15 protein-coding genes and 1 pseudogene are annotated in these 16,410 nt (G+C 39.7%); 7 read left to right on the forward strand and 9 right to left on the reverse strand.

The window, feature by feature from the left end:
- Nucleotides 1-161: 161 nt before the first annotated feature.
- From MSI_RS08910 to MSI_RS08945, 8 genes and pseudogenes are all read right to left on the reverse strand, one after another.
- Complete coding sequence (locus MSI_RS08910; RefSeq protein ID WP_009105978.1) at nucleotides 162-1,718, reverse strand: phenylalanine--tRNA ligase subunit alpha; 1,557 nt, start codon at nucleotides 1,716-1,718, stop codon at nucleotides 162-164.
- Between the two features lie 98 nt (nucleotides 1,719-1,816).
- Nucleotides 1,817-2,299: a hypothetical protein gene (locus MSI_RS08915; protein WP_009105979.1), complete on the reverse strand. Its 483-nt coding sequence runs from the start codon at nucleotides 2,297-2,299 to the stop codon at nucleotides 1,817-1,819.
- Between the two features lie 51 nt (nucleotides 2,300-2,350).
- Nucleotides 2,351-3,046, reverse strand: coding sequence for a hypothetical protein (locus MSI_RS08920; protein ID WP_009105980.1), 696 nt, complete (start codon nucleotides 3,044-3,046; stop codon nucleotides 2,351-2,353).
- The gene (locus tag MSI_RS08925) at nucleotides 3,043-3,696 is read right to left on the reverse strand and encodes a rhomboid family intramembrane serine protease (RefSeq protein WP_009105981.1); all 654 of its coding nucleotides are present in this window, start codon (nucleotides 3,694-3,696) and stop codon (nucleotides 3,043-3,045) included. The genes MSI_RS08920 and MSI_RS08925 overlap by 4 nt, the downstream gene beginning before the upstream one ends.
- Before the next feature lie 7 nt (nucleotides 3,697-3,703).
- Nucleotides 3,704-4,834, reverse strand: coding sequence for a diguanylate cyclase DgcA (gene dgcA / locus MSI_RS08930; protein ID WP_009105982.1), 1,131 nt, complete (start codon nucleotides 4,832-4,834; stop codon nucleotides 3,704-3,706).
- Nucleotides 4,818-6,416 carry a DUF5312 family protein gene (locus tag MSI_RS08935; RefSeq protein WP_009105983.1) on the reverse strand — a complete coding sequence of 533 codons (1,599 nt, stop codon included), beginning with the start codon at nucleotides 6,414-6,416 and terminating at the stop codon, nucleotides 4,818-4,820. The genes dgcA and MSI_RS08935 overlap by 17 nt, the downstream gene beginning before the upstream one ends.
- Nucleotides 6,417-6,490: 74 nt before the next feature.
- Nucleotides 6,491-7,537: a tRNA dihydrouridine synthase DusB gene (gene dusB, locus MSI_RS08940; RefSeq protein WP_009105984.1), complete on the reverse strand. Its 1,047-nt coding sequence runs from the start codon at nucleotides 7,535-7,537 to the stop codon at nucleotides 6,491-6,493.
- 12 nt (nucleotides 7,538-7,549) lie between these two features.
- Nucleotides 7,550-8,330 (reverse strand): annotated as a pseudogene (locus MSI_RS08945) (TatD family hydrolase).
- Nucleotides 8,331-8,527: 197 nt separating this feature from the next.
- On the opposite strand from MSI_RS08945, the gene MSI_RS08950 reads away from it, so the two are divergent.
- From MSI_RS08950 to MSI_RS08980, 7 genes are all read left to right on the forward strand, one after another.
- Entirely contained in the window at nucleotides 8,528-9,553 is a 1,026-nt protein-coding gene (locus MSI_RS08950) for a M23 family metallopeptidase (RefSeq protein ID WP_009105990.1), read from the forward strand.
- A gap of 6 nt (nucleotides 9,554-9,559) precedes the next feature.
- Nucleotides 9,560-9,970, forward strand: coding sequence for a polymer-forming cytoskeletal protein (locus MSI_RS08955; RefSeq protein WP_009105992.1), 411 nt, complete (start codon nucleotides 9,560-9,562; stop codon nucleotides 9,968-9,970).
- Nucleotides 9,970-10,539, forward strand: coding sequence for a YaaR family protein (locus MSI_RS08960; RefSeq protein WP_009105994.1), 570 nt, complete (start codon nucleotides 9,970-9,972; stop codon nucleotides 10,537-10,539). Before MSI_RS08955 ends, MSI_RS08960 begins: the two co-directional genes overlap by 1 nt.
- A 34-nt stretch (nucleotides 10,540-10,573) precedes the next feature.
- A complete protein-coding gene (locus tag MSI_RS08965; protein ID WP_009105996.1) occupies nucleotides 10,574-11,491 on the forward strand; it encodes a regulatory iron-sulfur-containing complex subunit RicT in 918 nt (305 codons plus the stop codon).
- A gap of 73 nt (nucleotides 11,492-11,564) precedes the next feature.
- Nucleotides 11,565-12,305, forward strand: a complete 741-nt coding sequence (locus tag MSI_RS08970) for a hypothetical protein (RefSeq protein ID WP_009105998.1) — start codon at nucleotides 11,565-11,567, stop codon at nucleotides 12,303-12,305.
- A gap of 71 nt (nucleotides 12,306-12,376) precedes the next feature.
- The gene (locus tag MSI_RS08975; protein ID WP_009106000.1) at nucleotides 12,377-14,191 is read left to right on the forward strand and encodes a proline--tRNA ligase; all 1,815 of its coding nucleotides are present in this window, start codon (nucleotides 12,377-12,379) and stop codon (nucleotides 14,189-14,191) included.
- A 92-nt stretch (nucleotides 14,192-14,283) separates the two neighbouring features.
- The gene (locus MSI_RS08980; RefSeq protein ID WP_009106003.1) at nucleotides 14,284-15,354 is read left to right on the forward strand and encodes a hypothetical protein; all 1,071 of its coding nucleotides are present in this window, start codon (nucleotides 14,284-14,286) and stop codon (nucleotides 15,352-15,354) included.
- A gap of 106 nt (nucleotides 15,355-15,460) precedes the next feature.
- Here MSI_RS08980 and MSI_RS14035 read toward each other — a convergent pair whose 3' ends face one another.
- A complete protein-coding gene (locus tag MSI_RS14035; protein ID WP_009106005.1) occupies nucleotides 15,461-16,396 on the reverse strand; it encodes a GerMN domain-containing protein in 936 nt (311 codons plus the stop codon).
- Nucleotides 16,397-16,410 lie beyond the last annotated feature (14 nt).

The raw sequence follows: 16,410 nt of genomic DNA on the forward strand, positions 1-16,410 counted from the left end.
TTTTTATTTGTTAGAACTTAGCTTTACGCAATCTAACCTGTTCTATATCTTCACAGATGCCGATAATCGAAGAACCGTTAAAAACAAAGCCGAAAGGGTTTGTTTAGGTTCATCGATAGAAAGGCACGCGAGCCCGATTAATCGGGCGAGTCATTAACTTGTTAGAACTTAGCTTTTCTCAATCTAACTTGTTCTATATCTTCACAGAAAAGCTGTCTCAAGTCATTCAATCCCAATGCCATCAAAGCCATGCGGTCAATACCAATACCCCAGGCAAGAACCGGAACATCAATTCCCATAGCGCGGGTTACTTCTGGACGGAAGATTCCCGAACCACCAAGTTCGAACCAGCCCAAAACCGGGTGTTTGATATGAACTTCAATAGAAGGCTCTGTGAACGGGAAGTAGCCAGGAACGTATTTTACTTCTGTTGCACCGGCAATTTCTGTAGCGAACATCTTAAGCATACCAAGAAGATTGCGCAGGTTTGCATCCTTTCCAACGATAATACCTTCTGTCTGGTAGAAGTCAGAAAGGTGAGTTGCGTCTACCTTGTCGTAGCGGAAACAGCGGGCAATACCAAAGTATTTTCCAGGAATTGTTGCCTTGTGCAGCTGATGAGCAGACAAAACAGTTCCCTGAGAGCGCAAAATCAGGCGGCGGGTAAACTCGTTATCAAAAGAATAGTTCCAGCCGCGGCTTCCAGTATTTCCACCTGTTTCGTGGGCAGCCTTAACGTTGCTCAAATATGGTTCTTCAATAAATTTTGCGTGAGTAGGATTTTTAATGCGGTAAACATCGTGAATATCGCGGGCAGCGTGGAACTGAGGCATGAACAAAGCATCGCCGTTCCAGAATTCAGTTTCTACAAGCGGACCGTCAAACTCTTCAAATCCCAAAGAACAGAGCTTGTCTTTTACAGATTCAAGGAACTGAACATAAGGGTTTGTGCGTCCAGGAATAATACGAGCAGGAGGAACTGCAATGTTGTAACCACGGAAAGTACCGTTTTTCCAGTCGCCGGTAGCAAGCATTTTTGGTGTGATTTCACCAATTTCGTTACCTGTAATTCCAGCCTTTTTAAGTTCGTCTGTAACCTTGGCAAATGCTTCTGTAAGCTTGTAAGTTACAGTTTCGCGTTCAATCATCTTGAAAGGAGAATCGCCGGCACCACGTTTTTTAGCCAGAGTTGAAATTACTTCAACTTCGTCAGCGCTCAAATCATCCTTGTTTAAGATTCCGTCAGCAGCGGCAGCACCCTTCTTAATAATTGCAGAAGCCTTTACTACGCGGGCAGGAAGCTCAGCGCCAGTGTATTCAGCCTTCTTTTCAGCATTCATCTTAAGAACGCCTTCCTTAGAAAGCGGACCGAATGCAGAACCAATGTCTTTATTTTCAATTGCAAGGGCAGCGGCAATTTCCGGCAAAGCGTGAGCGCCGTTGTCGCGGAGGTAATTTACCATGCGCTCTTCAACAGTTCCTGTTTTTGCAAGAGCCTTACCCAAGTCTGTGATTTCGTAATATGTGTGAGGAGTACGGCGGATTTCCTTAAGAAGCTCTTTTCCACCCAGCCAGCTGAATGCCTGGTTAGCGTGACCTTCTTTATAATCCAGTTCCTTCTGGAGTTTTTCTGAAGTAAGTTCATCCTTGCTCGTATATTTGAGCAAAACTTTAATTTCAAGCGGATGAAGATTTTTGATGATGTTTTTGATATCCATTTTTTAGATCCTGTTAAAAAATAAAACCGACAGCCTTTCGACTATCGGTTTTATTCTACAATATTTCACATAAAAACTGAATAGGTAGAAGAAGTTTATTATTCTTCAGAAGCAGTGTTATCTTTTGCTCCGCCTTTTACAGTCTTCATATTGCTTTTTTCAACCATCTGAACATAACAGAAATAAACTGTGTATTTTCTTTTTGGTTTAGCATTCTTATCGATGTAAGAACTTTCCTTTGGAGACTGAAGATATTTATATTTTGTATATCCATGCTCTTTCTGGAAATCCTGGAGAACTGCAAGAACAGTATTCATTGCTTCACCCTGATCATATGATGCAAAGCTTGTTGTATAAGTTACACGAACTTCGTCATACATAGGATTGAATTCAAGTTCAACTTTTGCATTCTTATCTACAGTATGCTGATTTTCAGGAACAATCTTTATTGTTTTTGTTTTCTGCTCTTCATATCGTTCTTCAGCAGACATATTTTCAAAGATTTCATCTGTTTCCTGATCAGCAAAAACAGAACCAGCTACCAAAAACAACGTTGTAAGAACTAATAATAATTTTTTCATGCAAAACTCCTCAATAATAGTTGAATTGTTGTTAAATGCTAACTACGTATTTTAGTACGTTGTATACTTAATAATTCTATCGCGTTCTAGGAAAAAATCAAGAAATATCGCATATTGACCTTCCGTAATTCCCACAAGAGGAGGATTGCGGATTAAGACAGAGCCGGAAATTTCTTTCGGCTTATTTTTGATTTCTGCACGGTATCGCGCACGGACAGCTTCTTTTAATGCATTCCTTGCGGCAGTTTCAATCCCTTCAAAACCATCGGAAATCTTTCCAAGCCCCCGCCCCTTAATCACAGGATTTTGAATTCCACTCCATAGCTTATAATTTTGAATCTGATAATCAGAACGGTCATATTCGCACCAGACAGTTACCTTATTTTCTTCAAAAAACTGATCTGAATAGCGGAGTTTTGCTTTATCATGTTCGGTAAAAGGAACTTCCGGAAGAATTTCCAGATACTCTTCTACCCCTCTAAGTTTATCCGAGGGAGTGTAAACAAACTTCCAGCCGTTAACCATTCCTTCCATCAGAAATTCACTCAGATTTTTTATTCTTGTTCTTGTGTAAGAAAGCATGTCATCACTTTTTTCATAAAGTCCCGGATAGGCATCAAGTTCTGCCCAGACCGCAAACCTTATTGTCCTCAGATTTATAGGACTTTGTGCCAGCAAAAGTGAAAACTGAAGGGCCAGCAACGCGAAAAAGAAAATTCTTTTCAGGAAGCGCATCTTTAATTTCATCTGTAAGTGTCCCGCCAGATTTTAAGAGGATGGATTCCCATTCTGATTACAAAATAAAGCCAGGCTGCAAAAAATCCAAAAAGATGAGTCATATGGGCTACACCCGAAGCTGGATTAAACTGACTGAAAAATTCAATTGCGGCATAAATTAAAACCAGCACGGGTGCAGGAACCGGAATTAATCCCCAGATAAAAATTACCGAGCGGGGAAAGAAAACTGCATAGGCGAACAAAACCGCATACACAGCGCCACTGGCTCCCAAAAGACGCACACTGTACTGTCCGGTAAAATAATAAACTGCAAAAGAAAAGACACAGCTGAGAATTCCGCACAGTAAATAAAAAAGAACAAATTCCTTGCTGCCAATTGCTTTTTCCAGCTGCAGTCCAAAAACCAGAAGACCCAGCATATTAAAAAGAATATGACGTATGCTTGAATAATCGTGCACAAACATATAAGTCACAAACTGCCAGTACATATGATATTTGTAAACTGCCACCGGATTCATAGGGCCGTAAATATAAATGTACTGTGCAAGTTCTCTGTAAAGCTGTGCAATTCCGTAAACTGCAAAATTTAAAAGGATAATAAAGATTACGCGATGTTTATATTCGTATCTGAACGGCTGTCTAAAAAAGATTTTTCCCATTTGCCTATTATCGTGAATTTTCAGACTTTCTGTAAAGAGTTACGCGGTTTCGGCCTTTACTTTTAGAAATATAAAGCGCCTGATCAGCCTGATTAACAAATTCATTAGGTGAATTAACAAGATTGTCACTTGCATCAAAAACTGAAACACCGCAGGAAATTGTTACATGGAGATGCAGGTTATTATAAATAAAATCGTGAGTATCGATTGCAGCCCTGATTCGTTCTGCAACAAGAATTGCTTCTTCAGTCTTTGTATTTGGAAGAAGAACTGTAAACTCTTCTCCACCATAGCGGCTGGCTGTATCACTTTCGCGCAGGCTTTTTCTGATAATATTTGCAACTTCAACAAGAACGTAATCGCCGCATTCATGACCGTAGGTATCATTAAAGTTCTTAAAGAAGTCGATATCGAACATCAGAACGCCGATATTTTCATTCTGCAAAAAGGCCTGATCAATTGCTTCAGAAAGAATATTAAAAAAGTAGAATTTCAGTTTCAGGTGAGTCATCATATCTGTTGATGACTGCTCGATAAGAGCCGCATTGTTAATTGCCACCGACGCAAGACTTGCAATCGACATAATCTGATTCTGCTCATATTCGGTGTAGGAAACATCGTCTTCAATTGCAATTCTTTCCTGCAAAATCAAAAGGCCGTTCAAGTGAGTCTTCTGAATAAGAGGAACAATAAGAGTTGGAGAAAGAGCCTTCAAAGTTTCAAGCGTTTTCTGATCTTCAATCAAAAGCTTAAGTTCATCAAAAGTAATAGGCATCTGAACGTCCAGAAGCTTTTTAGTGATTGGTGATGAAACCGGAATAGAAGGTTTGTCGTTGTCGTCAAAAAGATCTTTAGCAGTTTCGAGTACGTAATTTTCGTTGGTAATTAAATCGCGTACAAAAATTTCAGCACCCAGAACGTGCATCTGAGCCATACAGATATAAACAATAGATTCAAGAAGGTTATCAAAATCAAGATTCTGGCAGAAGGATTTAGCAATATCGAGCATCTGCTCAAGGTCATAAATCTTCTTTTCATACTGAAGTGACAAATCAAGAGCATCAGTCTTGTTTTCTAAAGAGGAAATTTTGTTTTTTTCTTCACTAATGATATCGCTGACTTTACTTCTTCTGCTCATTTTTTACATCACTAGTATTAATAATAACATAGTTTTTCATTATCTCAAAAAATATTTTCCAATTTTGGAACTGATAATCTAACAAATTTGTTCTGTCTTTGTTACGGGAAGACATAAGTAAAACCTTTAAATTCTGAATAATTTCGCTTGAAGGCTTTTTTGCATCTGCAAGAAGCTCTGCCAGCTCCCGGTGAAGATTCCAGAGGTTCGTTACATGAGTCTGCAGCAAGTCATGAGCTTCATTATTTACAGTGATAACCATTTTTTCAAGACGGCTGTAGAAGGATTTATCTTTTCTACTGTCTTTTATGTAGCCTTCCATAACTGCAATACTGTTCTTTTCATTCATAGAAAAGGAATTTTCAAAGGCATAAAAATCCTGATCTGCATTAATTGCCGCATAAACAATCTGAGAAAAAGAAGTTTTATAGGTTGAGTTATTAAAAAAGCCTTCAATTACAACATCATCAAGCAGGGCTTTAACCCCATCGGAAATGTACTGTTTTTCAAAGGTCTTAAGAACTCTGATAGGCAGAATCCACTGGAAAGACAAAGGTGTTTCTGCCTGAAGTTTTTCGCTGGAATTCTGATTGTAACCCTGAACACTTTCCAGTCCTGTTTCGGGGAAGAGAGTCTGAATTTCCTGAGTAAGCTTTTCATCCTGAATTTCAGATTTAATGCGCTGCTCGTCAGAATCAAATTTTGACTGCAGCATAGCAGCAAATTCCTGGCGGGGAGAACCAGTATACTGGGCAACGGCAGGTTCGTAATTCGGGTCAGCCCTAAAATAGCGGATAATTGCCTTAAGTTTTTCAGGCTGAATAACCTGCTTTATGATGTAATTTATTTTTTTTAGATTTCCAAGAATAGCATTTTTTTCTGCCGGCTCAAGATCAGCCCCTTTGCGGAGTCTATAAAGGGCAAGAACTGCAGCTCCAGTAGAATTGGACATATTCAGACCGTAAAGCTGATAATACAAATCTTCCAGAAGGTTTATTGCTTTTCCTACATCCACTTCTGTATAAGAAGGAGTATAAGTGCTGTCTGCCGGAACAAAATTACTGTCAAAAAGCTGCATAAAAGGTATGTAATTATAGTGACACAAATCTACCAGCTGACGAAGGATAAGAATATCGTGGTCAATTTTTTTGAACTGTTCTGAATTAAGGTCTTTTAAGATTTTATCAAGAAGATGGCGCTGATGAATATAAATTCGCTCAGCATTATTAAACTCTGCAAGGACATCATCCTTACGGTTCTGAAACTGAAGTTCCGAAACTATTTCCTGATCTTCTGCATTATATCCTGTGATTACTAACTGGGCTTCAAAACGGTGGCGGCGAGGCAAATCATTTGTGCTGACTGTTTCTATAAAAAGACGGTCAAGAACTGCACTGTTTTTATAAAGGGTAAAAACTGCCTCTCCAAAATTCGGCTGCAAAAAGCCTGATTTACAGATCATTGGGGAAAAGCCCTGAATTTCAACGTCCATCTTTTTTAAAAGCTGCTTTCGCTGAACTTCCGGTGAAGAACGTCTGAAAATTGAATCAAATATATCAATAAATGTTCCAATTAAACTCATTCCCTAAATTTCCCCAATAAACTCAAAATATCCTTATAGTACAAAAATACTAAAGATTTTGCTTTTATTCTACTTTATAATTGGCCATTTTGCGAATTTTCCTTTTCAAAAGACTGTAAAACAGGCTGGAAAATCTTTTTGTAATCTTCAACCGTACTTGCGTGAACAATCTGAAGGCGAAGGGCTGCGCCGTTGTGAATGCCTTTTGAATAAGCGGCAAAACGCTTTCGCATTTCCATGCAGGCGTGTTTTTCTTCTGTATCTTTAACAAGGCGTTCAAGCTCGGCAAAGCCTGTTTTTATGCGGACATCCGGCGGAACAGGTTCATAACTTCCTGTCTGAAGAAGGCTGGTAGCGTCCCTGAAAATAAAAGGATTTCCCATTGCGCCGCGGGCAAACATAACCGCATCAGCGCCGGTTTCTTCCAGCATTTTTTTTGCATCTTCCGGCTTAAAAAGGTCTCCCGAACCGAAAACAGGCACCGGAATGCGGTCTGAATGGGCCTTATTCCACTCGCCCACGTATTCTACCAGGGCTTTCATTATGCTCCAGTCAGAATGACCTTCGTAGCCCTGAGCGCGAGTTCTCGGATGAATTGTAATTGCACTTGCCCCTGCTTCCAGTGCCGCCTGAGCCGCTTCCTTCCAGGTAATCTGGAATTTTTCCCAGCCAGAGCGGATTTTTACGGTAACAGCGCGGTCGCCGGCAGCGTCTACTACAGCCTTGGCAACTTTATAGAGCCTGTCAGGGTCACGTGTTAAAGCGGAACCGGCACCTGTCTTTACGATTTTAGGCACCGGGCAGCCGCAGTTTATATCAATACATTCGCAGTTTGTTTTTTCAAGAACGATGTGAGCGGCCGCATTCATAATGTCCGGCTCCGGCCCGAAAATCTGCACGGAATAGACATCTTCGTTGTAGGCGCGGCGCATCAAAATCTCTGTTTTAAGGTTCTTTCGCACCAGGGCTTCGGCACTTACCATTTCGGTATAGGTAAAACAGGCCCCGTTTTCTATGCAGACAGAACGGAAGGCCATGTCGCTGTAACCGGCAACCGGCGCAAGAAAGAGATTTCCTTTGAGTTCAATGTTTTTAATGCGTACAGGATGATACAGTCCCACCCAGGTCTCCTGTTATTCTGTAGGCAGATTGAAAGCCTTACAGCTGTTCTTCCAGAGCTGAACGCTGAGTTCTTCCAGATCCATATCCAGCATTTCTGCAAGGAAGCGGGCTGTAGAAGGCAGCATATTTGGCTTTGTGCGCTTTTTCTCGCGGAATTCAGCAGGAATCATAAATGGACTTTCAGTTTCAATCAAAATGCGGTCAACCGGGATGTTCAAAACTGTCTCGTGAAGGTTTCTTGCATTGCGGTAAGTAAGGTTACCTGCAAAACTGAACCATACGTTCATATCAAGACATTTTTTTTGCATAAGCGGCATCTTCCGAATAGCAGTGGAAAATAGCACCGGCATCAGGCAGACGCTCTGTCAAAACATCATAAATATCTTTTCCTGCATCACGGTTATGAATAATTACAGGCTTGTTGTATTTCTGAGCAATTTCAAGCTGGGTAATAAAAAGCTCAATCTGACTTCTCTTATCACCAAACTGCTTGTAGTAGTCCAAACCAGTTTCACCAACTGCAACTACATTTGGCAGGGAAAGAGACTTTTCGATTGTGTTAATCCAGTCCGGACCAGGATTTGTAACTTCAGACGGAGCTACACCAACAGCGTGATAAATTCCACTTACAGACTTGAGGGTAGCATAAACCTTCTGAAAATCCATAAGAGAGTTATTAATGCTTATAATGCGGGTTACTCCAGCCTGCTTTGCCTGCTGAATTACACGTAATTGTTCAATAGGATCATCGTATATAAGCCCGATGTGAGCGTGAGTATCAAAAAAATTCATGGCTTTCTTCCTAGAAAAATTGTGATGAGAAGAGCGAAAAAGTTTTTTTTAACGCTTCTTTTTTAATTATTTATATAAAGATAACACAGGTTTTTCTACTCGTCAACGTAAATCCTTCCGATAATTAAACAGTAGAATTTATAAATGCAGAATGCTATAATTTTGTGATTTATTATTGAAGATAATGAGGTCTAATATTGCCTAAAACACAAAAAGCCATGAAAAAGATGGAAAAGCGGGCTGTCTCGAACCTTGCGCAGAATTTCTCTTCTGCCTTCCGTTCAATCGGCTCTGCCTTTGTTAAACTTTTTCGTATTTTTGACAGCAAATTAACAATAATGATTGTTCCTCACTCACAGAGCAAAGTCCTGAATTTTCAGACTAATGTATTCGCCCTTTTATTCGGACTTTTGCTTTTTATCGGAATCCTTGTTTCTTTCTTCTATTTCAATCATCATTCAATTTCTGCAAACATGCAGATTAACAGCCTTACAGAACAGAACCGCGCAACCCTTGCCAGCCTTGATGAACTTCGTGATGAAAATGCCAACCTTTTCCAGGCAGCAAAACGATTCCAGACTTCACTCTCACAGAGTCTTTCACTTTTAGGAATCTCTCAGGGTGAAAACACAAACAATTCTACAATTTCTTCAAGCGACCTTTCATCAATGTTTAATTCTACAGAAATTGCAAAAGGAACAACCCGCGAACTTGCTGATATCCGTGAACTTACTTCTTACCTTGAAAACTCAATTGAACCAATCGAGCAGGTTGGTAAGATGCTTAAAACCCAGCAGAACCTTTTTACAGAAATTCCTAGTATCAACCCTGTAAAGAATCCTAACGTTCACGTTTCAATGCCTTTCGGTCCTAACGTTCACCCGCTTAACGGAAACTGGTACATTCACAAGGGTATGGACTTTTCTACCTGGCGTTCAGGTGACCCTGTAATGGCAACTGCCAGCGGTCAGGTTGTAACTGTAGGTTTTGATAACAGTTTTGGTAACTTTGTAATCATCAAACATAACCACGGTATTTATACACGTTACGCACACTTAAGCTCATTCAGAGTAAAGCGCGGCCAGCTTGTTGACCAGGGACAGATTATCGGAAACATCGGTAACACAGGTATTTCTACTGGTCCTCACCTTCACTATGAAGTTCACATCGGTTCTGATGTAGTAGATCCTGCAAAATACATCAACATAAATCTTCAGAAGTAGGCTTTTATGGCATTCAAAATTGACGACATTTCAATCAACACAATCATTGGTGGCGGTTCGGCAATTCAGGGAAACATAAAAGTTAACGGCTTTGTCCGCGTAGACGGCGATATTGACGGTAACCTTGATACAGACGGAAACATCATTATCGGTGAAAACGCAAGAATTCGCGGAAATGTAAATGCAAAGGCAATCATTGTAGGTGGAATCATCCTTGGTGATGTTTTTGCCAACGAAAGCGTAAAACTCCTTTCAAAAGCCGCAGTTGTCGGAGACATTGTTACTCACAAAGTTCAGATTGATGATAACGCCCTCTTCCACGGAAACTGTATCGCAGTAAAAGATGATGAAGAATACACACGCCTTTCTTCAGAATTCCTCCAGTCTAAGGCAATTAAACAAAAGGCAGCGCTTTAATGGCAGAAATTGATTCTTTAGGAAGTAATTTTTACTATGCCGGAGTTCAGAACTCCCAGAATCAGGCGCTGAAAAATCAAAAGGCAGAAAAAGCTGAAAAAACAAAGGGCTCAAAGTTCACAGATTTTATGAAGGGCACAAAAGCGGAGGAAACTTCTTCTCCAAACGGACTGCCTGCTGAAATTCAGACAATGAACATTGATGAAGCGGTTATCTTTTTGCGAGACCGCGTAGACAATGCAGGAAACGCCCTTTCAGAAGAACTTTCAAAAGAAAATCTTGAAAATTTTAAGGAAGCCGTAGGGCAATTCATTAAGTATATTGTAGATAATAACTTTGAAGTGAATGCCCGCAAGCCCCGCCGAATGCAGATTGTTTCTCCGACAAACTTTTTTTCAAACTATTCACTGCCGGCACATCCTAAAGACCCGAAAGTTCAGATCAATGTAATCAATGAAAAACTTGATAACCTGACACGTGATATGCTGAGCACCCAGATGAATAACCTGAAAATTCTTGCCCAAGTCAATGAAATCAAGGGTTTAGTTGTCGACTTGCTCCGCTCCTAAATGCTATAATTCTACACATTAAAGTTGGTAAAAAATGAGTGATATTTTTGAAAGTGATATAGACGATCAGACAGAAAACCTTTCTGAACTTGAAGATGATGAGGGGATTTCTGATACTTCCGAATTAACAATAGATACTCCCCTATATAACCTTAAGCTGGATTATTCCTGCGAAACCGTTTACGCAAAGGTTCCGGAAAAAATCAATCTTAAGGCTGGTGATTTTGCTATTATTCCTACCCGCTACGGTAAGGATATGGCCCGCGTACTTGGAATTGCAAAAAAACCAATGGGAATCAAGCAGTCTGATATTGTAACTGTTGAACGCAAGGCAAACGAAAAAGATTTAGAAAAACGCGCAGAACTCAAACAGAAGGAAAAAGATGCCTTCCCTATTTTTAAGGAAAAAGTTGCCGCTCACAAGCTTGAAATGAAGCTGGTTGAAGTTCACTTTTTAACAGAAGAATCTAAGGCCCTTTTCTTCTTCAGCTCTGATAACCGCGTAGACTTCCGCGAACTTGTAAAAGACCTTGTTTCAATTTTCAAAATGAGAATTGAACTCCGCCAGATTGGTGTACGCGACGAGTCCCGAATTACAGGCGGACTTGGAATCTGCGGTCGTCCTTTCTGCTGCCACGGTGTTTCTGATAAACTTCGACCGGTTTCAATCAAAATGGCAAAGGACCAGAATCTTTCGCTTAATTCCATGAAGATTTCCGGTCAGTGCGGACGCCTTTTGTGCTGCCTTTCTTATGAATACGACTGGTACAACGAAGCACGCCGAAAACTGCCTAACGAAGGAGTAAGAATTTTCTACGACGGAACTGATTTTAAAATTTCCGAAGTAAACCCTCTTACTTCAATGGTAAAAATGATTGGCGAAGACGGCCGACTTCTTGAAGTTAATGCTAAACGCTTTTATAAAGAAAATAATCGCTGGAAAATTAATTAATCACACCTTTTTTAACTAATAACACCTTTTTATATATTGAATTTACTATAAATTGGTTTATAATTGTTAACGTATGATTTATATAAAAAAATGGCTTGAAAATTACGGTGAACTCTTTCCGATTGCAGACTCGCAGATTGATTTTTTTCAAAAACTAGGCAAGGAATTTACTTCTCCTGCCAAATTTGTAAGCCTTGAATGTGGCACGGCTTTACTTGCCCAGGAACTTCTGATGCACAATTTTGATGTTACTGCCACAGACTCTTTTAAAGAATTCATTGATTTAATTAAAATTAAAACAGCAAATACAGAACCAAAAATTAAGGCCTTCAACCTTTTTCCACAGGACATTGGCCGCTACCTTGGTAAAAACTTCTATAATATTATCTATTTTGGTGATTACCGCGTTGTTTTTATGCGCGACAAAATCTACATTTCAAAACTTATGATGGACGCAAAGGCAATGCTTACAGACGGCGGCTATCTGATTTTTGATTTGATTAATTTTACAAAATTTGACTTTTCTAAAGACGAAATACACCTTCCAAAGAAAACTTCTTCCAGAGCAAGCCTGCATTCCTGGATTACAAAGGATAAGGAAAATGTAACTTACCTTTTGAATCAACAGGTTGAAACTTCCAATGGAAAAATTATTGATGAAGTAAAAGATGAGCCTATTACTCCTATCAGCCTTGAATCTTTCCAGAAATTTGCAAAGGAATTAGGTTTTTCTTCATTTAATTTCTACGCAGACTACAAAATGAATCCGCTCACTGCTGATTCTGAAAAGATTGTGTGTGTTTTGAAGAAGTAAGCGAAAAACCGTATTTTCCCAAAAAATCTCATTTATTGTAAAAGTCGCTTGTTTTCATTAAAATAATTATTATGAAAGCAAGTAGAACTATAATCTCGACACTGCGCGAAGCTCCAAATGACGCAGTTATTGCAAGCCATCAGCTTATGATGCGCTCTGGTCTTATCAGAAAACTTGGAAACGGTCTTTATGTTTATATGCCGCTCGGCTACCGTTCTTTAATGAAGGTTCAGAAAATTATCCGCGAAGAACTTGATAATGCTGGTCTTTTGGAAATTAAACCTACAGTAATTCAGCCAGGCGATTTATGGCGTGAATCTGGCCGCTGGGATAAAATGAGTGGAGAAATGCTTACTGCTCAGAACCGTCAGGGTCAGGATATGGTTGTTTCTCCAACAGCCGAGGAAGCTTTTACAGCCGTTGTTCGTGACGGACTTTCTTCTTACAAACAGCTTCCATTTACACTTTATCAGATTAATACAAAATATCGTGATGAAATCCGCCCTCGCTATGGTGTAATGCGTGGCCGTGAATTCACTATGATGGACGCTTACTCTTTTGATAAAGATGAAAAAGATTTGAATGCATCTTACGACAATGTAGCAGCCGCTTACCGCCGCATTTTCAAACGTATGGGACTTAACACAATCAGCGTAAAAGCTGACACAGGTTCTATGGGTGGTTCTGGTTCAGAAGAGTTCATGGTAGAAAGCCCTGTTGGTGATGATACTTTGCTTTTGTGTCCTAACTGCGATTATGCAGCAAACGTAGAAAAAGCTGCCTGCGCAACAGAAGCTCCTTTGAATAACGAAGGAAAGCCTCAGGTAAAAACAGACCTTCCATATGAAGAAGTTGCTACTCCAAACGTTTTCAGCATCGAAGACATGGAAAAATTCTTCAACGCAAAGCCTACAACTTTCTTGAAATCTCTTGTTTACAAGGTTTACAACAGCGCTGTTGGCCTTACAAAACACGAATTCTACAAGAATGCAGAAACAGTTACAGAAGGCGGACAGACTTATATCCCTGAAAGCTTTGTCTGCGTAATTATCCGCGGTGACCTTGAAGTAAACGAGGCAAAACTTGCTGCTGAACTTAAAGCCAGCGGTGCAGAACTTGCAAGCGATGAAGATGTTCTTAAATATTCAGGTGCTCCACACGGATTTGTTGGTCCTGTTGGAATCAAAATCCCTGTAATTGCAGATAAATCTACTGTTGATATGCACGACTGTATTACAGGTGCCGGAAAAGCAGGTTACCATATTACACACGTAGAACCAGGCCGCGATTTTACTCCATTCATGACTGCAGATGTTCGTACCTGTAAAGAAGGCGACAAATGTCCTGACTGTGGCGGAACTTTCTACATGAAGAAAGGTAATGAGCTTGGACATATCTTTAAGCTTGGAACAAAATATACAAAATCAATGAACGTAACCTACCTTGCAGAAAACGGAAAACCTGTTACACCTCTTATGGGTTGTTACGGAATTGGTGTTGACCGTACTCTTGCAAGTATCATCGAAGGTCATAATGATGATAAAGGTATCTGCTGGCCAATGAGCGTTGCTCCATATCAGGTTGCAATCATCCCTATTCAGTACAAGGGTCAAATGCAGGAAGTTGCAGACAAACTTTACGACGAGCTTACAAAAGCCGGCGTAGAAGTTCTTCTTGACGACCGCAACGAACGACCTGGTGTTAAGTTCACAGACTCTGAACTTATCGGTTACCCTGTTCGCATTATTGTTGGTGACAAGAACCTTCCTAACGTTGAATTTAAGATTCGTACAGCAGAAGCCGCAGAAATGGTACCTGCAACAGAAGCCGCTAAAAAGGCCGCTGACTATGTAAAGGAAGAATTGGCAAAATTAAATAATTTTTAAAATTTATTCTATTATGTAAAACTGGCGCTAAGGAGTGTAGTGTGAGGCAAAAACACTCCTTAGCGCCAGTTTTACATTTGTAAGGATCACTTATGAAAAAATTATTATCTTCATTTTTTACCTTTATTTTATGTGCAGGTCTTTTTTCAATGCCTGTTTTTGAATCATATATCCCAGATACCTCCGGTGAATTTGTTTACTATCAGGATAAATCTTTTGAACGCGTAAGTTACGTGGGAATCCTTTATTATGATGATGAAACCTTTCAGGTACGCTATTATGCCCCAAAAGATGAAACAAAGTTTTTGCCGGAAAAAGAAATCAATCTTCTTATCTCTGTAAATCCAGAGGCTGACCACTGGGATATGACAGGGGAACGTATTCTTACAAGCATCAGTCCTGATCCTGCAAGTGATGATGCCCAGATTGTAAACTACCTTCACGATTTACTGTATGAATTTTCTTCACGCAGAAGCCACCGTCCTGTTATCAATTTCCAGAATCAGGAAGAAGAAAGCTTCTTTTCTGATTTTGTTCAGTTTGGCGGAAACGTAAAAGTTGTTTACGACTGCGTTGTACCGCTTTTCAATATCCGTTCGATTGAAGATACAAACGGTCAGAAAGTTTTTGCCTGTATAACTATTGGTCAGATAAAAGACACAAATGACCCGACTTTTGAAGATTTTAAAGGCTTTGAAGCAGTTGAAAATGCAGATGAAAAGAAAGTAAAGGCATACAGCAAGGCAAAGACTCTTAATGCAGCTTTCCAGAATCAGCGTCTTACTCTGGATAAAAACTGGAATCAGCAGCTGGAAAACTTCTGGACTTTGAACGAGGATTCTTTAATTGCCCTTTCTGCAATTCCGTCTTTTTATGAAGATGCTGATAAAAATAACTGCTTTATCATCAGAAAACTGCTTTTGAGTGCCAAAGATTCTTATACAGTGTTCAGTGCCACAGAATATTTTATTAATACAGATAAAATTAAAATTGTGTCTAAGACTGCCCAGACAAACTCAAACCGCATGATTTATAACACAAAACTTCTTTGTAAGAATGAAAAAAATAAAAACCTTGATTATTTTTCAATTGCAACTTACGAGAACGCCTACAAAGCAAATCAGGGGTATTTTGAAAAAATAGTAAAATCTTATAAGAACTAATTACAAAAAAAAGTGGGACGCAGGCGGAAATTAAGGGGGGACCCGCGAGGGGGTGATACCTTGATTTACGCCGTCGCTGGGACCCGCTTTTTTTTGTCTTTCAATTTTAGAAGCTGTTTTTATTTAGTGGTGAATCTATTCTAATCCCTTCTTCACCAAGGAATTGTTTTTTCTGCCCGTTAATAAGGAACTGCACGCTGCTGACTGTTGAAAAGTTAGTAGCTGTGTAGACAATCTGCATAAGCTGATTAATCTGACCTACTGTACCTTCCTGATTAAACTCAAAATTATCACTGAAATTCAGGTAGGCAACGCCGTTACTTACGCGAGCACCAAGCAGTTTTGTTCCTTTTGGAATAAAACTTGTAAGGTTTCTTTCTGCAGCATTAGAGTAATCAGGTCCTGCAAGCAACAGATTAATTGCTGTCGTTAGCGGAGAATCATTTTTTGGAACTGAACGTTTAATCATTTTGCGGACAACAGATCCGTCTGCATCAATAACTGTAAAACAAAGCTGAAGTTCTGTTTTTGTTACAGGCTTTGGAGCAGGGGTCGGTTTGTTTTCAGTTTTTGCAGGCTGCTCAGGCTTCTTTAAAAGCTCTTCTCTTTTTGTTTCTTCCTGTGCAGTTAAATCTTCTTCTACAGCAGGGCGGTTATAGTCTGGATTCTCCTCCTCGCCCTTAAGTTCATTTATCGTAATTTTTGAATCGTAATTTTGGCTTTCAGCTTTAGTCTGCTCTTCTGCAGAGCCGTCTCCGCCTTCAGGATTTCCTTCACCTTTAAGATTCAAGATAACAGCGTCGCCGTCTTTTGTTACAGAAGGCTTAGGCTTTCCCTCCTGTTCGCTGATAAAAGTAGGAGTATTTCCAAAAACTCGGTCAAAAAATGCGGTTTCTTTAAGGTTATTTGATATCTGATCTTTTTTTACAAGGAAAGCAATAAGGATTATTAAAAGGGCAAGCGCCACGCAGGCAGCACCAAAAAGGTTAGCCTGTTTTTTCTTGTTATTTTTTGATTTGTTATTCTGATTATTACGTAGCATGATAATTAATTATC

This window comes from Treponema sp. JC4, from assembly GCF_000260795.1.
Lineage (GTDB): Bacteria > Spirochaetota > Spirochaetia > Treponematales > Treponemataceae > Treponema_D.